We start from the raw sequence: 16,352 nt of genomic DNA on the forward strand, positions 1-16,352 counted from the left end.
GGGCCGGGGAAGGGATGGGGCCGCCGTGCCTGCTCAGAAGTGGCCGATAGTGGCCGAGGTGGAGGTGAGCGCCCAGCGGTGCAGAAGCGCGTTCATCTCGGCCTCGCGCATCTGCGCCTTGAGCCCCTCGACGGTGCGGTCACAGAGGAGCAGCGGTTCCGGGGTGGGCCAGGTGGCGATGGCGTGGAAGAGGCGGCTGCCGGTGCCGTAGAGCACGGCCCAGCCTGGCCAGGTGATCTCCAGCATCGCGGCCTCGGCGCGGGCTTCGTGGTCCCAGGTGTAGTGCGGCACGGGAGGGGCGGCCAGGCCGTCGCGGTGCCGCCCGCGAGGGCGGGCGGGTCGTCGCCGGATCATGAGATCACCTGCCCGGCTTGCTCCTGAGCCTCCCGCGCGATGGTCTCCTGCCGATCGGTCTCGGCCCGCAGGGCGTCGAGAGTGTCGGCGTCGACGGTGCGTTCGGCTCCGGCGTGGAACGCGGCCAGGGAGAAGGGCTCCTCCCGGCTGGCCCACAGCCGTCCGGCGTCGCTGAGGATCAACCGCCAGCCGGGGATGGCCGGTTCGGGCGCGCTGGATCTAACATCGTCCACTGATTGGACCTCCATCCGATCAAGGGCCCGTCCGGACGTTGGTAGCGGAGGACGGGCCCGCTTCATGGGGCAGGGCAGGACACGGAGGGGTGCGCCGTACGGGCCGGGTAGCCGGTACGGAGACGAGGCGACCGCTACGCGACGCAGAGCGCAGGCGGTCGTTCGCCCGAGACGGGGCGTGGAGTGATGCCCACCGCCGAACTGGGACGGTCTGGTTCGGATAGACCTGGCCGGGAGCTCCGTGCGATGACAGCTGGGCACCCGCCGGGGTAGCGACACCGATACAGCGGGCTCGGCAGCCAGGACCTGCTCGAAACGACACTGGACGGGTATCGATGGGGTCGCCTCTGTCGGAGCCCTCTGGGCACACCACTGAGCGACCACCGGCATGGCCACCTCAGCCGGGACCTGCGCGGTAGACCTCTGAGCGGGTACCAGCGGGATCGCCTCGGCCGGAGCGACGAGTACGAGCGGTTCGAAACAGGGCAGGGAAAGGTCTCCGCTACGGCGGGCCTGCAGGCGGGTGGCCATCAGAGCGCCGGAGGGCTGGATGTACTCGTGATGGACAGGTTGGTCGAGGCAGCCGTGCGCGTAGGGGGCATGCCCACAGGAGGCGCATCCCATCGGCATCGGCGGCGCGTCGGCGAAACAGCCGCAGCCGCTCGCCATGGTCCGGTCAAGGGCCGGAGCACTAGGGTTACTCACGGATCAGGACTCACTTCCTGGTCAAGGGCCCGTCCAGACGTTTGCACCGTCGGGCGGGTCCGTCTTTTAGAAGGGGACCTCTAGCAGGCAAGGCATGCCTACGCGTGTCCATGCGTGCCTAGGCATGTCTAGGCACGTCTGGGGTCGCCCAGGCATGCCAATAACGAATACGGTCGCTAACATGATCGATTTCGAGCCTGGCCGACCTAAGTGGGAGCAGGTCGCGGAGACGTTCGAGCAGCGCATCCACAGCGGTGAATGGCCACCCGGACACAAGGTCCCAAGCATCGTGGCAATCATGGGTGACTATGCCGTCGGGAACAACACCGCTCGTCACGTCCTCCGCTACCTGCGCGATCTGGGCCTCGTCAAGCTCGTTCCCAGCCTTGGAACCTTCGTGTTGCCATCCGAGCACGCCAGGCAGAACAATCCCGGAGACGCGCGGACCACGAAGCCATAACGGAGCCCCAACGGCCCCAACCAACTCGATCCGCAAGGCAGAGCAGTGATCCAGTGTCATGATGATCTCACTCAGAGTAGTGATTCTGGGTCATCATGCGCCTGCACCGCGCACTACGGCAAGCGTTCCTCATATATTTCTGCCTTCTCCGCGCGTTGTCACCGCAACCTGAAGCACGGAGGATGCCAAGATGCCGGATCTGACACTCACTCCCGCGTGGCGCAAATCAACCCTTAGCGACGGCGGCAACGGCTGCGTCGAGGTGGCCACCAACCTGCCGGACATCGTCGCCGTCCGCGACAGCAAGGACCCGTCAGGCCCCGTACTGACCTTCTCCCCGGCAACCTGGAACGACTTCCTCGCGGGCATCCGTACGGGAGAAATCTGAGACCACCGCAGGATCTCCTCATCCGGCGGTGCCGGATGCGGACGAGCACGGCCAACAGGCTATGGGTAGGCGCCTGCGGCTCAATGCGGCCGGAGAAGCTTGAGTGCCTACGACGGTCGGCCGTCCAGCGCCGACCGTCGTTGAGCGGGAAGGCGTACTGCCGATCTACCGGGGGCGCTGGACCATGCCCGCTGGATGGTCCGGTAGTCGATCACGGCGATGCCCTCCTGTTGGAGGAGTTCGTGAGCCTTCGGCGAGGTCAGGAACTCGTAGTCGGTTCGGCGTACGCGCCAGCCGCTGTCGATCGCCTGCGACTCCTCGCGGCCGACGCTGGGATGCACCGCCCATTCGCTGAGCCCGGTCGGCAGGTCGCGTAGCAGATGAGCGTATCGGGCCGGCTTGCCCTCGATGCTGAGGGAAAAGCTGTCCAGGAACTCGTTGTCGGTGACCGGCAGGCCCCGCTGTCGCATCTTCTGACGTCCGGGTTCGAGCCAGACCCGCACCGCCAGGCCGTACTCCGCGGCCAGCGCCACGGTCAGGTCGAGGATGTCGTCGCGTCCGCCGTCGGCCAGGCAGTGGAAGTCCAGATGCGTTGGGGTGAGCCCGGCATCGGCCACGGCGTTGATCTGTGCGCGGAACTCAAGCTCTACCTCGTCGAGACGGGCCTGGGCGAGGAACTCGAAACGCCCCGCGGGTGTGGATATGAACAGTTCGCCCGCGTCGTCCAGCAGCGAGGGCACTTTCTCCTTCGCGGTCAGCGGCCCCCACCGGTAGTGGGCCGTGTCGCAGACCAGCGCGAGGTGAATCCCGAACGGGATCTCCGGCCGCCTGCGAAGCAGACGCATGGCGTGCGGCGCCGATGGACACGGCACCATCAGGCTGCACGAACTGGCGATCCCCTGCTCAATCGAGTCGATCACCGCGGCGTTGATCGCGTCGTACATCCCGAAGTCATCGCAGTTGACGATGAGCACCCGGGCGTCAGGAGGAAAGCCCAGCAGTTCGCTCGACTTCACCAAGGGTGTGGCGGGCTCGACGGCATATCCATCCATGCCCGAAGTGTGAACCACCGACAAGAGATTGCGCACGGGAATTAGTCGCATCCCTGATAGTGCCGTGACACACGCCGTTCGGTGGCGTCGATGTAGTCGTGGAGGGCCTGGCGGGAGCGGATGAGCGTGTCGATGTGTTCGTCCAGCCCATGCAGGCGTGCTCGTAGGACGGCCAGGAGCTCGGGGCAGGATTCGAGGTCGGGGGCCGCGCCGGTGGCACAGGGCAGCATGAACCCGATTTCCTGGGTCGACAGTCCGGCTTCGAGCAGTTTCCTGATCTGAGTCACGGTCAGGACGGCATCGTTGGTGTACTCGCGGTAGCCGTTGGCGCCGCGGCCGGGCTCAAGCAAGCCCTGGGCCTCGTAGTAACGCAGCTGATGCGCGTGAACTCCGGTCCGCCGGCTCAGCTCCCCGATCAGCATGCTCACTCCTCCTTGACCTTCATATCGGTGTGAACGTTGAGGATTCTGCCATGACCACCAACGCACCTCGAAGGAGCGCACGATGCGGAATCGCGATGCCGGCCACACTCCCGTGACGTTCATAGGCCTGGGTCTGATGGGCCAGGCGCCGGCCGGAGCATTCCTGCGCGACGGGCATCCCACGACCGTGTGGAACGGCTACGCGGCGATGATCGAGCAGTTCCGCAAGCCCTCAAAGGTGCGACCATGACCAGCTGCCGGCCCGGTATCGCCGGGAATAGCCGGCATCCGATCACGACTTGGCAGGGGACATGACCGCCACATCATTCAACCCACGTACGCTGCTCGCGGAAAGTCGACTCGGTGTCCTCGCAACGATCAAGTCGGACGGCCGCCCCCAGCTTTCCCCCGTCATGCCCTTCTACGACCAGGAGGCCGATCTCATCTACGTTTCGATGACCGAGGGGCGAGCCAAGACGACGAATCTACGTCGGGACTCACGAGCCACGCTGGAGGTCACCAGCCCCGACGGCTGGGCGTGGGCCACCGCCGAGGGCACGGCGACACTCACCGGGCCGGGGACCGACCCCCACGGTCCCGAGGTCGAGGCACTGGTGGACTACTACCGCATCGCCGCCGGGGAGCACCCGGACTGGGACGAGTATCGGTCGGTGATGGTGTCCGATCGTAGGGTGCTTATGGCAATGACGGTCGACCATGTGTACGGCGCCAAGCTCCGCTGACAGCGCTCCGCAGAAGCTTCGTATGTCCAGGTCCACACCGGCGACGGTGAGTAAGCCGTGCGCTGCTGCGGACACGATCACCGTGGTGCGCGCGCTGCCAGACGAGCCTCACCAGCGCGCGGCCCGGCGAACCTGCGAATTCTCCTGAACGGCCCCAAGCCCTCACCCGCCCTCGCTGCGCTTTTGACCTCCCCGCACCGCACGAGACCCGTACCGCTGAGCGGACCCACGCGCACACTCGCCGCGTACGATGTCGCGCTCCCCAACCGTGACCAGATCCGGATGTTCGTACACCACTTCCCTGGCCGGGCTCTTACAACAGGGAACCGAGCTTGGGGTCGTACTCCCAGTGCCAGGGTTCGAAGGGGCTGACGTAGGCCCACTGGGGGTGGATCCAGCCGAACCTCTTGCCGTTGGCCTCCACCCAGTTGAACTCGGCCGAGCGGAAGCGCTCGACGCCCCCGCACAGGTCGACCGCGAGCCCCAGGCCGTGGTTGCTCCGTCCGGGAACCGCGGCGAAGCCAGGGCGGCGGTAGTAGACCGACTGCTGCTCGGCCAGGCTCCGGTAGCTGTCGGTCACGCACATGGGCTTGCCGAACCGCCGCTTGTACGCCTCGTTGAGGCTGATGAACGCGAGCGCGGCGTCACCGCGCAGCTGGTTGCCCGGCTGCTGGAGCGGGCAGAGGTACGCCTGCGGGATGAGCCCGTTGGGAAAGTCGCCCATCGAGGTCGCCCGGGTCGGGTCACACCCGGCCGCCGGCTGCCCATTCTTGTTGATCTTGACGCCCAGCTTCACCAGCGCCTTGGTCAGGGACTGCACGATCTTCTGCGAGCGCGCCCTGAGCGTCTCGATCTCGGCGCCCATCTGCGCCTCCGCGAGGAGGTTGGTCGCCCGGAGCTCCTGCGCCTCGCCCGCCAGCCGCTCCCGCTCCAGCTGCAGGCGGCTGCTGTCCTTGAGGATCAGGTCCTGCTCGGCAACGAGCTGGGTGACACCGGCCATGGCCCGCAGGGTGTTCGTGTTGGACTCGCCGGACAGGAAACCGGCCACGTCCCCGCCGAGGGGCTGCTGGTAGAGGAGCCCGACCAGGTCCGAGAGCGGCTGCCGTACCTGCTCGAAAGCCCTCTCGGCCGCCTGCAGTTCCCTCAGCTTGGCGGTGAGCTTCTTTTCCGAGTCACGGATCTGGGTCCGCCGCTGCTCCAGCGCCTTGGTCGCGGCCTCAAGGTCCTTTGTCGCCTTCTCCGCCTCGCGACGCAGCTCTGTGAGATTCACCGGATCGGCGACGACGACGGCCTGAACCTCCGCCGGCGCCCGCTGCGCGACAGCGGCCCCCGGCAGGAGGGAAAGCATCGTCGCGACGACGGCGATCAGACCCGCTGATCGACGAGGTGGCACGTTCGACCCCTCCGTTTGCGAACTCGTGACCTGGGTCAGGCACGCACGCTACTACAGCTGGCCAACTACCCGGGCCAGACCTCCACAGCCGTTATGCGCCGAACACCCCTTTTTGCGACCAGACAAGTCAGACTTCTTGCCGCGCGTGCTCCTTACAGACCTCCCAGAGCCACGTCCCCCGCCACTCCACCGGGCAGCCGTCCCAGGGCTCCCGCTCCTCCCGGGGCTCAGGCTCCACAGGCGGCCGCAACGCGGCCCTCCGCGGCCCTCTGGGGCCTCTGGGGACCCTCACGGGTACGACCACATCCGCCTCGTCCATGCTGCCCGGCTGGCCTGTTTTACCCGGCTGGCCCGTTTGACCTGACCGCCCCAGTTGGTGCAGTTGGCCGAGTTGGCCCGATTGACTTGATCGACCCGGTTGGTTCAGGTAGCCGGGTTGGCCCGGTTGGTTCAACCCACCCAGTTCGCCCGTCCCACCGAGCCTGCCGCCCCCACTCACCGAGCGGCCCACGTCCGATTTCGCGGCGACCGGCATCCACCCCCCGTACACCCGCTCCGGCCGCAAGGGCGGAGGCAGCAACCTCGGCCCGAACACCCCGCTCCGCACCACCCCAACCACGACCGGCACCACCGCCACCACGTCCCCCGCCGCCCCCTCCTCCAGCAACCCCACACCCTCCCTCGCCACTCCCAGCCCAGCCTTCTCCCTCACAACTCCCTTGCTCAGCAACCCCACGCCCTGTTCCTGCACTCCCCCATCCAGCAGCCCCGCATCTTCCTGCGACACTCCCCCATCCAGCAGCCCCGCGTTTTCCTGCGGCACACCTCCGTTCGGCAACCCCGTACCCCCCTCCGGCACTCCCCCGTTCAGCAGCCCCGCATCCTCCCCCACCCGGAGCCCCAGGCCATCCCCAGCCCTCATCCAAGGCTCCGCACCGCTCCCAGCTCCCACCCGAGACGCCTCATCACCACCGCCCCCCACCCGGGACATCGCACCATTCCAGGCGTCTTCCCGGGATCCCTGCCGCCCCCCGCGCCCCTCCAAGCCCCCCGCTTCCCCGGACGCCTCGGGCCCCGTACCGGCGTCGGCCATCCGGATGGCCGCCTCGTAGCCCGTGAGCTCAGCCACCAGCAACCCCCCGGCCAGAAGCGCGGGCGCCAGCATCGCGCCACACAGCACCGCCGGCCGCAGCGCCCGACGCCCACGGATACGCTTCCGTCTCCTGTCAATCACGGAGCGTGACGCTAACCCCGCCCAACCTCGCACACCCGCCCACTTGCCGCCCTTTTACTTCAGCTCAGCGAACCGATAACCCGAAGTCCGCCCCGAACTCCCCCTCCAAGCGCGCAACCACTCGCCGCTTTCGCTACTCTTACTAGGAGCCCCTGCCTCCGTAGCTCAGGGGATAGAGCACCGCTCTCCTAAAGCGGGTGTCGCATGTTCGAATCATGCCGGGGGCACTCTTCCGACCAGCGATCATGCCTTTGAGCTGGGCGTGTTCCTCTTCTTGTTCCCCGGCTCTGTGCAGCCGTGTGCCACTGTAGGCAGCCGTATGTCAGCGGCTGTGGGATATGTGTGGGATAGATCTTGGAGCGATTCCGCAGGTCACCTCCCCTCCGGGTGGGCCGCAGTCACTGATCCCACAGCACCAGCCAGCGGCCGGAGCACGGGTCTGCACGGCGAAGTCGGCCCGCCTAGGATCGGGCATCGTGCAGCGATTGGCGCTCTTCGACCTGGACAACACACTCATTGACCTGGATGCCGCCTTCCTACTGTGGGCTCATGAGTTCGCTGAAGAGCATCAACTCAGCCGGAAGGCCATCGACTACCTGATCAAACTGAATCGTAACGGCCTGCCCCACCGCGAGCTGTTCTTCACCAAGGTGCGCGAGCGGTTCAAGCTATCGGTTCCGGCAACGGAGCTGTGGGCCGCGTACCGCCGCCAGATGCCCCATCTTGTCGAGTGTCGTCCTGAGGTCATAGCCGCATTGACAGAGCTACGCGCGTCCGGATGGCGGGTCGGGATCATCACCAACGGGACAGCGGACAATCAGCTCGGCAAGCTCCAGCGGACAGGCCTGGCCGACCTTGTCGACGGCTATGCACTCTCAGGCATCGAGGGCATCCGCAAGCCCGACGTCGGCCTGTTCGAGATTGCCGCTAAGCGTTGTGGAACGAGTCTCGCCAATGGAGGCTGGATGGTTGGTGACCACCCCGTCTCAGATATCAGTGGTGGACAAGCCGCTGGCCTGCGCACGATTTGGGTCAGTCGCGACATCTGGCCTAACCGTGAGCACCCCCCAGGCCTCATGGCAATCGATGTGATCCACGCCATCGACATGCTGTTTATCCTCGGCGAATAATTTCCTAAAAATGTTCGCATTCTCTACAGAATCCACAGAAGCCTTTATTGAAGATAAATAAACCCCTTCCAACAGACGGCACTCCGGAAATGCTGACTATTCACTCTCCTTTTCCGGATAGAGCTTATCGAAGGCGACACCCACAAGAAAAGAAACTAACAGAGCGATCATCCATGGATCGATCCCAGTGGCGAGGTTGATGACCTCCGCCACATCCCTGTAGGTCAAGGCAGCCTCAGCGCATGCAGCCAAAGTAACCGTAAATGCTGCAGCACTTATTACTCTGCGACGTAATGCGCGTGAAGCGACCGAGAACCCAGCCTGCGGTGTCACGACTACACCTGGGGCACTGAAATATGGGGCTACAGACAGCTGGCGACGAATGCCCGGATCAGGCCAAACCACAGAAAACGAACTGCGGCGCCGCGCTAAACTTCTCCTCGTCAACAAGTCAGTTGTTGAGTCGCTCATCGACCCGCGTGCATACTGTGCCGAGTCGACGAACGGATGAACCATCCTGAGCCACTCAAAAGTTGAGATCCAGTGACGTACTTCCATAATGGCCGAACTATAGATAGCTTCATGACGCATTTCGACAACCGGCTTAATGGTGAAATAGCTGTCATCGGCAGCACCAAGCAGCGTATACAGATCAATAGGCGGAGACCCATTCCCCGATGGAACGGGCATCGGGAGAGGAGTGGCCATCGCAGCAGGCATGTCTCAGACCCTACGTCAGTTCAGCATGTCTGACGCTTATGGGCGTCATCTTCTCCAACACAACCACCGGTATCTAGAAGCATCCGACGAGTAATTGGTTGAGCCGAAGGCGTTGTGACGTAGAGTCCGGACCATGGCCCTCCGGATCGACTTCTACGACGACCCCGCCGCGCCCAAGCCCAACAACCTGGTTCCGTCAGTGAACGTCGTAGTCACCAACGAGGCGGGCGAGATCCTGATGATCCGTCGCAGCGACAACGACAACTGGGCCGCGCCCGGCGGCGCGATCGACCTGGGCGAGTCCCTGCCCGAGGCCGCGATCCGCGAGACGCTGGAGGAGACGGGGATCAAGTGTGAGATCACCGGCCTTGTCGGGACGTACACCGACCCCAAGCATGTGATTCTCTACACCAGCGACGGCGAGACCCGGCAGGAGTTCTCCATCATGCTCACTGGCCGAGCCGTCGACGGGGAGCCGACGCCGAGCGACGAGTCCCGGGAAGTGCGTTGGGTGCCGCGGGACGCGGTTTGCTCACTGTCGATGGACCGCTCAATGCGGCTGCGGATCGGCCACTTCCTCGAAGGATCGGGCAAGCCGTACATAGGTTGAGGCCCCGGCTTGTGCCGGGGCCTGGAGGCGAGCATCTATGGGAATCATTCGCCGAGAGCGTTGCCGATCTTTCCGTTCATCCGTTCCTGCTGGCCCTCCATGCACTTGGCGTACACCCGGTGGAGGACCTCCACGCTGTGCCCGGCTCGTTTGGCTACCTCAGTAGCCGGGACACCCGCGTTGAGCCAGAGGGACAGGGCAGCGTGCCGCAGATCGTAGGGCCGAGCGGCGAGCGGTGACCTAACCTGCTCATCGGTGAAGACGAGCGCCCGCGCTTCCTGCCAGACGTAGGAGCATGCCGAACTGGAGTAGGAACCTCCCTTGGTCGTCCGGAAGAGCCGGCCGTCGTCCTCCGTGCCGTAGGCGTCGATGTGCTCACGGAGGATGGCGACCAGGACAGGCGGGATGGGGATCTCCCTGGTTTCCTTCTTCGCCCGATGCTTAAGGCTGCGCGACTCGTGAGTCTCCCCCGAGTTGGTCCATCGCTTGTTCGCCTGCGGTCGCGCCCTCTCCAAGATGATCTGGCCCCATCCCGATTCGGGCAAAGTGCAGTTCTTCAGGCGAAGATCCGCAGCCTCCTCAGGCCGCAGACCCGCGTAGTAGATGCAAGCGAATAGGGCTCTGAGTCGAACTCCCCGAGTGCGGCCGACTTTGGGCACAGCGGCCAAGAGCTGCTTCGCCTGAGCCGGATTGATCACCGTGCGGGGGTCGATGACGTTGACGGCCTTGGGCGGCTTCCACTTGATCTCATGCAGTGGATTGGTCGTGAACACCTTCTGTTCCACCGCCAACTCCAGAAGGTGATGAAGGATGGCCCGCTTCCGCCGTACCGTGTTGGCTGCGGCTTCCTTGCCATCGAAAGTGACCGAGATGACGTCGAGCGCTATACGGACAACACGCGCCTCCTGGAGATCCCCCAGCGGGAGGGATGCCTTCTCCAGCCAGCGCAGCGCCACGGTCTGCACACGGGTCAGTGTCTCCCGCCGGTCTTCCGGAAGCAGCACGTGGTTACGTAGCACCTGCCGCAACTCGTCGTCCTCCGGTCGATCCGGAACATCGGCCACCAGCGCCGGGATCAGTGACAACAGCGCGTACGCCTCAGTTTCCCGAGTTCGAGGAGCCGTCCTGCGCCACCGGCTGACCACGTACGACTGCGCGAACTGCATGAAAGACGGTCCCGAAGGCTCAGAGGCCGCCAGCATCGAGAGCGGCAATCCCGTGGCGACGTCGAACGCCTCCCCCTTCCTTGCCGCCTGGCGAAGGTCGGACAGGAAGTTCTCGGCCAGCGCCTTGGTCCGGAAGGTCTTGGATCGTGACTTGGTGCCAGCCTTCCACCGTGCTTCGAAGGACGGCGCCTTGCTGGACTGGTTCCGGCGGACTTCCCAGATGCGCACTTCATAGGTGAGGGTCACGACGCCTCCCGCAGCGAGTCGAGCCACGCTTCGAGGTCGCTGCGCCGGACACGCAGCTCGTCATTGGGGTACTGGATGCAGACCGGTGCCTTGCCGAGTTCCCGCCACCGGTAGAAGGTGCGACGGGAGATTCCGTTCAGCACGGTGAGCACTTCGGGCACGGTGAGGAGTCGGTCATCAGGCCGAGGCATCGCACACCTCCCCGAGCACCGGAGGCAGGGGCAAGGGTCTCCCCGTCAGTGCGGCAGTGAGGAAAGCGTCTCCGATCGACAGACCTTGTCCGGCGTACTCCCACTCGGCGATCACGAGGACGGTGTCCTCGTCGAAGAGCGGAAGCCGTCCGGTGCTGATCGCCTCACCGCGCATGTAGTCGGTGCGTTCCTGGCGGATGTCGCCGAGGGTGGTGGAGTAGCGGCGGCTCTTGGTGGAGAAGTGGCCGCGGAAGCCGAGCATGTTCGCCCATTTGATGAGCCGGAGTTCGGCCAGTTCGTCGAGGGCGCCCAGGCGCAGGCATTCGGCGATGAGCCGTCGGGCGTGGTCTCGGATCGGGAGCGCGTCCAGGTCGTCGAGGGGGTTGATGCGCCGATCCAGGGTGCCGACGCATTCGGCGGCTTTGGTGGCGTACTTGGCGATGTAGGCGGCTACGGCTTGTTCGGTGAAGTCACCGGTCATGGTGATCTCGCGAACGTCGAGTTGGGCGCCCCACTGGAAGGACCGCGAGGGTTCGCCAGGCACCGCGGGGGCGGTGACCGCGACGGCCGAGGTGGCGTGTTGTACGGCGTCGGTCATCAGGTCGGCCGTCGCCCAGGCCGGTGGAGGAGTAGCCGGCCCCTCGGGGCCGTCGACGCGGATGACCGCGTGGAAGTGGACGACGCCGCGCCGCTGGTACTCGGCGACCTTGGCGAAGGAGATCACGGCCTGTTGGCGTAGTTCTCGCTGGGTCAGTCCGGCGAGCTTGGCGAGGCGTCGGCGAAGAGCTTCGGTGAAGCGCCGCCACAACTCCGGAGACATGGCGTTGAACAGCACGCTTCCCGCGTAGTCGTAGCAGTCCGGGCACAGTGGTTCACCGAGGCATTGTTCGTCGGCCCCGTGTCGAGCGGTGCAGGACATGACGCGCCCGTGTGGGCAGGTGGCCGCGTCGCGCCGAGCGTGACAGGGCAGGATCTTGCCGTTCTTCTCTCGGCGGGTGTGGACAGTGCCGAAGGAGGGAGCGGTGAGGGTGACGAACAGGCAGGGGTGCGCGCTGACCGTCTCCGGGACGCCTTTGCCTCCGACGAGGCCCGCGCGGATGAGGTGGTAGGTGTCGGCCCGGTAGGTCTCGGCGCAGGCCGGGCAGCGGGAGGCGCGCCGGGTCTTGCAGGGGACGCGAAGGATGCCGTCCGGTTCGGTCGCGGTGCTGTAGCTGTGCAGGCGCCGGCCGGTGGTGGGGTCGAGGTGGTGGACGTGGCCGCGCAGGTGGATGGGCTGTCGACAGCCGCCGGTCCGGCGGATCTGGGAGGCCCAGCGGGCGTATTGAGGGTCGTGGAGCCGGGTGATCATCCCGGCTACCGCGTGGGGGCTTGGCATGATGGGGGTGTCCCTTCCGGGCTTTTCGGGGTTCGGTGCGGGATGGCCCCCGACGTGACGGACGTCTTGGCGGATGTGTGGTCACGCCGGGGGCGCCAAGGACTCTCAGGTGAAGCCGAGGCCCTCGCAGTGCTCGCAGGTCTGGCCGTGGCCATCGACGCCGGTCCCGCCGCAGCAGCACAGCCAGCGCTTGGGGACGATGTCGACGAGCGGGGAGTCTGAGGCGTCAATCACGTGATCCACCTGCTTTCGGTGCGCTTGGGCGCGGTATCGAGGAACACACGCCAGGTGTGGGGCCGCTGTAGCGGCAGAACCGGGGAGACCGAGCCGATGGGGAGGATGGTTCGGATCTTGTTGACGGAGTGGACGATTTCGGCGTAGGTGCCGTCGATGCGGATGCGCATGGGGGTCTCTTTTCTGGTCAGGCGGTACGGGACGAGGGGGTGGAACCGGGGTCGGGGGTGATGCACCCCTCATAGGAGGTGTTGGCCCGGTGGCGAGACCGAGCGGCGGCGAAGATGCCGACGGCCGTGTACTCGACCGGCCCGAAGGTGCGACAGGCCCGGTAGTGGGCATGCTCGGAGTCACCGGGGTCTGCCTCGATGCCGAGGAGAGCGGCGATGGCGTCGATCTCGGCGCGGATGTCGAGGTCGGTCCCTTCGGCGAAGTAGGTGAGTCCGGCGAACGAGGGGACGGGGACGGTGCGGTTGGCCTCCAGGAAGGTGGCCAGTTCGCGCAGTCCCTTGATGAGAGCCGCGCGGGCAGTGGTGTCGGGCATGGGGGTTCTCCTTCGTGTTCAGGCGGGGGTGGGGCTGTCGCGCAGGTTGCGCAGCAGGTCGGAGGCGAGCTGACTGGACACCCCAAGTCGGGTGCGCAGGGCGTCGCGGGTGATGGGTTTGCCGTGCCGGGCGTGGTGTTCGTCGGCGACGCGACGCGCGTAGTCGAGGAGCTCACTCGTTGGCGCTGCGCCGTTCTGGCCGTTCTCGGTACGGTTCTGAGTCGGTACGGCGGGAGCGGGCGACGGTGCGAGCGCGGCAGGTTCGGCCGGGGGTTGCGGTACGGCGTCCGGAACGGGAACGGGTGCCGGGGACGGTTCGGAACGAGGGGCGGAGGAGCGCCGTTCCAGCATGGAGACCGCGATCAGGAACGCCCCTGCCGGGGTCGCGGCGGTGATCCACCCCCAGGCCGATGGGTGGGCTTGGGCGAGGTTCGCGGCCAGGGACAGGGTGATTCCGCCGATGAGGACGAGGGTCGGCCAGGAGATCCAGCCCTGTCGTATGCGTCCGTTCTTCTTGTCGCGCTGTCGTTCTCGGGCGGCCATGACACAGGTGAGGTCGACGCAGACGGCCACGGCCCAGGCCATCCACCCGGACTGGCCGTGTTCGGTGGCGGTGTCGCGGATGTGGGTGAAGCTGCCGGCCCCGGCGATCGCGGCGAGGATCAGCACCGGTGCGGAGTCGGCCAGCCGTACGGCCAGAGGGGGCGCGGTCGCGGTCACGGTGGTTCTCCCTTCCGAATTGCGGAGGTCAGGCGATGAGTTCGGGGATGTCGTCGACGCTGGGCAGTTCGTGGCCGAGGCCGGAGGCGGCGACCTGGTTCCATGAGGGCGCCATCTCGGCGTAGGTGTCCGCGGCGTGTTCTGCGGCGGTGGTGGAGACGTAGCCGGACCGCGCCCGGTACCACCGGCCGTCAGAACCGGTGATCACGGCCACGCCGGGCAGTTCCGGCGCGATGGACCGGGCGGCAACCAGCGCGTCGGGGTCGAGGTCGCCGAGCGTCATCACGGCGGTTTCTGGATCGTTGACCCGGTGGCAGACCCGTCCGCCGATTTGGGCACGCAGCGCGGTCACGCCGGGACCGAGGTCGGAGCCGATCCGTTGGCCGGACAGGATCAGGTGGATGCCGAACGCGCGTCCGAGCTGGGCGATGCGCAGCAGCGCGGTAGCGGTACGGGTGACCTGATCCTTCTCGGCCTTGTCGGCGGTCAGGTACAACTCTGCGAGTTCGTCGACCAGGACCACGACCGGGATTGGTCGGGAGGCGTCGGGGAGTTGCCAGATGTCGCGGACCCCGTAGCGGCGACAGGCCAGCATCCTCGCGCCCATCACCGCGATCAGGTCACCGAGCAGGTCGAGGCACTCGGCACGGGTGGTGGCCAGCGCGGTCAACCGGGCGGCGTAGGCCGACAGTTCCACGCCGCCTTTGAGGTCGAAGCCGACCAGGGCGACCGGTTGCGGGGCCAGGCCGACGATGAGCGCGTTGATCAGGTTGGACTTGCCAGACTGGGTGGCACCGGCGTTCATCCAGTGCGGGATCAGCCGCAGGTCCATGCGCCAGGCCGCGCCCGTCTCCAGTACTCCGACGATGGGGCGGAGCAGGTCCTCGGCCCGCCAGCCGTCGCGCGGTTCGGCAGGTGGGGAGGCGGGGGCGACGTGGGTTAACGGGTCTTGGGTGATGCCTTGGAGGGTGACGCGGCCAGGCCGGGAGGCGACGACGCGAACGGCCTCGATGCGCCAGGCGTGCGCGAGTCGTTCGCAGACCTTGGCGTAGTCGTCGGGCACCTGGCCGTCGAGGAGGTGGAAGGTGATGCGGAAGCCGTGCCGTACGGGACGGGGCAGGCCCATCCACGGTTTGGTGTCGACGGCGACCCGCTGGAAGCGCCGCTTGACCTGCACGATGCCGGTCGAGGCGACCAGGCCGGGGACGGTGGTGAACCACCAGCGGTGCCGCTTCTTGGTCAGCCCACAGCCGGAGGCGACGTGACGCCAGGACCAGCGCAGCCAGACGGCTTTACGGGGGAAGACCAGGGCGTACCAGTAGGAGGTCGGAGCCCAGCGCCGCCAGGCCAGCAGCACGAGCACGACGGCGAGGACCTTGAACAGGGGGTGGTCGAGGGTGATCACAGGTCCGCCCCCATTCCGGCGGAGGTGGACAGGGAGGCACCGACAGGGCGGAAGGAGGCGGCCCGGTAGGCGATGCCCCAGCGTCCGCCCTGCTCCCACACGTAGCCGACCAGGCCGACCGGGACGACCTCCTCACCGGGGGTGATCTGCGGCTCCGGGGTGGTGCTGACCTTGACCAGCTCCATCCGGCCAAGCTCGTCCTCGAACAGGAAGGTGAGTTCGTACATGACATTGCCGTCCTTGTCGCGCTTGATCTCGCCGGTGTCCTTGCTGACGAGGCGGGGCTTGGCGGCCTTGACGCAGGTGATCTGAAGCTTGGTGACGTCGACGGGGATGGGGATGGCGCGCATGATCGTTCCTTTGTTAGCTGGAATACTTGGAAGACATGGAACACTTGGAATTCTAAGTTGTCAATGAGTTCTTCGGCGGCTTGGTTGGCTTCCTTGCGGGGGTGTGCTGAACTGAGTGCAGCGAAGTAGAGGGAAGTAGAGGGATATGAAGCGGGGCGAGCGCGGATGGTAGAGAGGACCGGCCAGCCGGCCTACTTGCAGATCGTCGACGAGCTGCGCGGCCAGATCCGCACCGGCTCACTCCCGCCCGGTACGGCGCTGCCCTCCATCGCCCAGTTGGGCGAGCGCTTCGACGTCTCCGCCAGCGTGGTCAAGGCCGCGATCAGCGTGCTGCGCACCGAGGGACTGGTGATCGGTCAGCAGGGCAAGGGCGTGTTCGTCCGCCAACCCCTCGCCGAGACCTCCAGGCCTGAGGCGCCGGATGTGAACGCCGAGATCCTGGACCAGCTTGCCCAGACGCGCCAGAGCGTCAAGGAGCTGGGTGATCGACTCGCCGCTCTGGAGGCGGCAGTCTTCGCAAAGCCGAAGTGATCTCACCGATCCGGCATGCCAACTCGTCCAGCTCTGAGCGAATCGCGGTCAATTCCCAGATGATCCGCTGTGGGTCGACGTTCACCGGTTCCTCCCTTGCTCTGCGGTGCGTTGCGCTTTTCGGCATGGCTTAAGTTCACCGTGAG

At 66.2% G+C, this 16,352-nt stretch carries 22 protein-coding genes and 1 tRNA gene; 8 read left to right on the forward strand and 15 right to left on the reverse strand.

Going from position 1 to position 16,352, the window contains the following annotated elements; all coding sequences use genetic code 11:
* Positions 1 to 33 precede the first annotated feature (33 nt).
* Entirely contained in the window at positions 34 to 354 is a 321-nt protein-coding gene (locus ACWD3H_RS14465) for a hypothetical protein (protein ID WP_451955279.1), read from the reverse strand.
* A complete protein-coding gene (locus ACWD3H_RS14470; RefSeq protein ID WP_451955280.1) occupies positions 351 to 587 on the reverse strand; it encodes a hypothetical protein in 237 nt (78 codons plus the stop codon). Before ACWD3H_RS14470 ends, ACWD3H_RS14465 begins: the two co-directional genes overlap by 4 nt.
* An 886-nt stretch (positions 588 to 1,473) precedes the next feature.
* On the opposite strand from ACWD3H_RS14470, the gene ACWD3H_RS14475 reads away from it, so the two are divergent.
* Both ACWD3H_RS14475 and ACWD3H_RS14480 read left to right on the forward strand, forming a co-directional pair.
* Positions 1,474 to 1,752, forward strand: a complete 279-nt coding sequence (locus tag ACWD3H_RS14475; RefSeq protein WP_355618682.1) for a GntR family transcriptional regulator — start codon at positions 1,474 to 1,476, stop codon at positions 1,750 to 1,752.
* Positions 1,753 to 1,942: 190 nt separating this feature from the next.
* Positions 1,943 to 2,140 carry a DUF397 domain-containing protein gene (locus ACWD3H_RS14480; protein WP_451955281.1) on the forward strand — a complete coding sequence of 66 codons (198 nt, stop codon included), beginning with the start codon at positions 1,943 to 1,945 and terminating at the stop codon, positions 2,138 to 2,140.
* 107 nt (positions 2,141 to 2,247) lie between these two features.
* Here ACWD3H_RS14480 and ACWD3H_RS14485 read toward each other — a convergent pair whose 3' ends face one another.
* Both ACWD3H_RS14485 and ACWD3H_RS14490 read right to left on the reverse strand, forming a co-directional pair.
* A complete protein-coding gene (locus ACWD3H_RS14485; protein WP_451955282.1) occupies positions 2,248 to 3,192 on the reverse strand; it encodes a polysaccharide deacetylase family protein in 945 nt (314 codons plus the stop codon).
* A 41-nt stretch (positions 3,193 to 3,233) separates the two neighbouring features.
* Positions 3,234 to 3,614 (reverse strand): MerR family transcriptional regulator, encoded by a 381-nt coding sequence (locus ACWD3H_RS14490; RefSeq protein WP_451955283.1) that lies wholly within the window; start codon positions 3,612 to 3,614, stop codon positions 3,234 to 3,236.
* Between the two features lie 82 nt (positions 3,615 to 3,696).
* Here ACWD3H_RS14490 and ACWD3H_RS14495 point away from each other — a divergent pair, with 82 nt between their 5' ends.
* The gene (locus ACWD3H_RS14495) at positions 3,697 to 3,864 is read left to right on the forward strand and encodes an NAD(P)-binding domain-containing protein (protein WP_451955284.1); all 168 of its coding nucleotides are present in this window, start codon (positions 3,697 to 3,699) and stop codon (positions 3,862 to 3,864) included.
* A 61-nt stretch (positions 3,865 to 3,925) separates the two neighbouring features.
* Complete coding sequence (locus tag ACWD3H_RS14500; RefSeq protein WP_451955285.1) at positions 3,926 to 4,357, forward strand: PPOX class F420-dependent oxidoreductase; 432 nt, start codon at positions 3,926 to 3,928, stop codon at positions 4,355 to 4,357.
* 313 nt (positions 4,358 to 4,670) lie between these two features.
* Here the strand turns inward: ACWD3H_RS14500 and ACWD3H_RS14505 are convergent, their stop codons facing one another.
* Positions 4,671 to 5,750 carry a D-alanyl-D-alanine carboxypeptidase family protein gene (locus ACWD3H_RS14505; RefSeq protein WP_350926438.1) on the reverse strand — a complete coding sequence of 360 codons (1,080 nt, stop codon included), beginning with the start codon at positions 5,748 to 5,750 and terminating at the stop codon, positions 4,671 to 4,673.
* A 1,388-nt stretch (positions 5,751 to 7,138) separates the two neighbouring features.
* On the opposite strand from ACWD3H_RS14505, the gene ACWD3H_RS14510 reads away from it, so the two are divergent.
* Together ACWD3H_RS14510 and ACWD3H_RS14515 are read left to right on the forward strand one after the other, a co-directional pair.
* Positions 7,139 to 7,211: transfer RNA gene (locus ACWD3H_RS14510), tRNA-Arg, on the forward strand.
* A gap of 249 nt (positions 7,212 to 7,460) precedes the next feature.
* Entirely contained in the window at positions 7,461 to 8,114 is a 654-nt protein-coding gene (locus ACWD3H_RS14515; RefSeq protein WP_451955286.1) for an HAD family hydrolase, read from the forward strand.
* Positions 8,115 to 8,210: 96 nt separating this feature from the next.
* Here the strand turns inward: ACWD3H_RS14515 and ACWD3H_RS14520 are convergent, their stop codons facing one another.
* The gene (locus ACWD3H_RS14520; protein ID WP_451955287.1) at positions 8,211 to 8,834 is read right to left on the reverse strand and encodes a hypothetical protein; all 624 of its coding nucleotides are present in this window, start codon (positions 8,832 to 8,834) and stop codon (positions 8,211 to 8,213) included.
* Between the two features lie 133 nt (positions 8,835 to 8,967).
* Between ACWD3H_RS14520 and ACWD3H_RS14525 the strand changes: the two genes are divergently transcribed.
* On the forward strand, positions 8,968 to 9,444 hold the full coding sequence (locus ACWD3H_RS14525) for an NUDIX hydrolase (protein WP_451955288.1): 477 nt from the start codon (positions 8,968 to 8,970) through the stop codon (positions 9,442 to 9,444).
* A 44-nt stretch (positions 9,445 to 9,488) separates the two neighbouring features.
* Here ACWD3H_RS14525 and ACWD3H_RS14530 read toward each other — a convergent pair whose 3' ends face one another.
* The 9 genes from ACWD3H_RS14530 to ACWD3H_RS14570 form a co-directional block, all read right to left on the reverse strand.
* Complete coding sequence (locus ACWD3H_RS14530) at positions 9,489 to 10,856, reverse strand: tyrosine-type recombinase/integrase (protein WP_451955289.1); 1,368 nt, start codon at positions 10,854 to 10,856, stop codon at positions 9,489 to 9,491.
* Entirely contained in the window at positions 10,853 to 11,047 is a 195-nt protein-coding gene (locus tag ACWD3H_RS14535) for a helix-turn-helix transcriptional regulator (RefSeq protein WP_326645039.1), read from the reverse strand. The genes ACWD3H_RS14530 and ACWD3H_RS14535 overlap by 4 nt, the downstream gene beginning before the upstream one ends.
* A complete protein-coding gene (locus ACWD3H_RS14540; RefSeq protein WP_451955290.1) occupies positions 11,034 to 12,422 on the reverse strand; it encodes a replication initiator in 1,389 nt (462 codons plus the stop codon). Before ACWD3H_RS14540 ends, ACWD3H_RS14535 begins: the two co-directional genes overlap by 14 nt.
* A 105-nt stretch (positions 12,423 to 12,527) precedes the next feature.
* Positions 12,528 to 12,656: a hypothetical protein gene (locus tag ACWD3H_RS14545; RefSeq protein ID WP_451955291.1), complete on the reverse strand. Its 129-nt coding sequence runs from the start codon at positions 12,654 to 12,656 to the stop codon at positions 12,528 to 12,530.
* On the reverse strand, positions 12,653 to 12,826 hold the full coding sequence (locus ACWD3H_RS14550; protein ID WP_451955292.1) for a hypothetical protein: 174 nt from the start codon (positions 12,824 to 12,826) through the stop codon (positions 12,653 to 12,655). The genes ACWD3H_RS14545 and ACWD3H_RS14550 overlap by 4 nt, the downstream gene beginning before the upstream one ends.
* 17 nt (positions 12,827 to 12,843) lie before the next feature.
* Positions 12,844 to 13,200, reverse strand: a complete 357-nt coding sequence (locus tag ACWD3H_RS14555; RefSeq protein WP_451955293.1) for a hypothetical protein — start codon at positions 13,198 to 13,200, stop codon at positions 12,844 to 12,846.
* A gap of 18 nt (positions 13,201 to 13,218) precedes the next feature.
* Complete coding sequence (locus ACWD3H_RS14560; protein WP_451955294.1) at positions 13,219 to 13,920, reverse strand: DUF2637 domain-containing protein; 702 nt, start codon at positions 13,918 to 13,920, stop codon at positions 13,219 to 13,221.
* 28 nt (positions 13,921 to 13,948) lie between these two features.
* The gene (locus ACWD3H_RS14565; RefSeq protein ID WP_451955295.1) at positions 13,949 to 15,325 is read right to left on the reverse strand and encodes an FtsK/SpoIIIE domain-containing protein; all 1,377 of its coding nucleotides are present in this window, start codon (positions 15,323 to 15,325) and stop codon (positions 13,949 to 13,951) included.
* A complete protein-coding gene (locus ACWD3H_RS14570; RefSeq protein ID WP_451955296.1) occupies positions 15,322 to 15,675 on the reverse strand; it encodes an SCO3933 family regulatory protein in 354 nt (117 codons plus the stop codon). Before ACWD3H_RS14570 ends, ACWD3H_RS14565 begins: the two co-directional genes overlap by 4 nt.
* A 165-nt stretch (positions 15,676 to 15,840) precedes the next feature.
* Here ACWD3H_RS14570 and ACWD3H_RS14575 point away from each other — a divergent pair, with 165 nt between their 5' ends.
* The gene (locus tag ACWD3H_RS14575) at positions 15,841 to 16,206 is read left to right on the forward strand and encodes a winged helix-turn-helix domain-containing protein (protein WP_451955297.1); all 366 of its coding nucleotides are present in this window, start codon (positions 15,841 to 15,843) and stop codon (positions 16,204 to 16,206) included.
* Positions 16,207 to 16,352: the final 146 nt, after the last annotated feature.

It is taken from the genome of Streptosporangium sp. NPDC002607 (genome assembly GCF_053592655.1).

Excerpts from the sequence above, each read along its gene's own strand:
- ACWD3H_RS14540 (WP_451955290.1), bottom strand. The coding sequence starts at position 12,422 with ATGCCAAGCCCCCACGCGGTAGCCGGGATGATCACCCGGCTCCACGAC.
- ACWD3H_RS14520 (WP_451955287.1), bottom strand. The coding sequence starts at position 8,834 with ATGCCTGCTGCGATGGCCACTCCTCTCCCGATGCCCGTTCCATCGGGG.
- ACWD3H_RS14465 (WP_451955279.1), bottom strand. The coding sequence starts at position 354 with ATGATCCGGCGACGACCCGCCCGCCCTCGCGGGCGGCACCGCGACGGC.
- ACWD3H_RS14475 (WP_355618682.1), top strand. The coding sequence starts at position 1,474 with ATGATCGATTTCGAGCCTGGCCGACCTAAGTGGGAGCAGGTCGCGGAG.
- ACWD3H_RS14480 (WP_451955281.1), top strand. The coding sequence starts at position 1,943 with ATGCCGGATCTGACACTCACTCCCGCGTGGCGCAAATCAACCCTTAGC.
- ACWD3H_RS14495 (WP_451955284.1), top strand. The coding sequence starts at position 3,697 with ATGCGGAATCGCGATGCCGGCCACACTCCCGTGACGTTCATAGGCCTG.
- ACWD3H_RS14550 (WP_451955292.1), bottom strand. The coding sequence starts at position 12,826 with ATGCGCATCCGCATCGACGGCACCTACGCCGAAATCGTCCACTCCGTC.
- ACWD3H_RS14485 (WP_451955282.1), bottom strand. The coding sequence starts at position 3,192 with ATGGATGGATATGCCGTCGAGCCCGCCACACCCTTGGTGAAGTCGAGC.
- ACWD3H_RS14525 (WP_451955288.1), top strand. The coding sequence starts at position 8,968 with ATGGCCCTCCGGATCGACTTCTACGACGACCCCGCCGCGCCCAAGCCC.
- ACWD3H_RS14500 (WP_451955285.1), top strand. The coding sequence starts at position 3,926 with ATGACCGCCACATCATTCAACCCACGTACGCTGCTCGCGGAAAGTCGA.
- ACWD3H_RS14570 (WP_451955296.1), bottom strand. The coding sequence starts at position 15,675 with ATGCGCGCCATCCCCATCCCCGTCGACGTCACCAAGCTTCAGATCACC.
- ACWD3H_RS14535 (WP_326645039.1), bottom strand. The coding sequence starts at position 11,047 with ATGCCTCGGCCTGATGACCGACTCCTCACCGTGCCCGAAGTGCTCACC.
- ACWD3H_RS14575 (WP_451955297.1), top strand. The coding sequence starts at position 15,841 with ATGGTAGAGAGGACCGGCCAGCCGGCCTACTTGCAGATCGTCGACGAG.
- ACWD3H_RS14490 (WP_451955283.1), bottom strand. The coding sequence starts at position 3,614 with ATGCTGATCGGGGAGCTGAGCCGGCGGACCGGAGTTCACGCGCATCAG.
- ACWD3H_RS14555 (WP_451955293.1), bottom strand. The coding sequence starts at position 13,200 with ATGCCCGACACCACTGCCCGCGCGGCTCTCATCAAGGGACTGCGCGAA.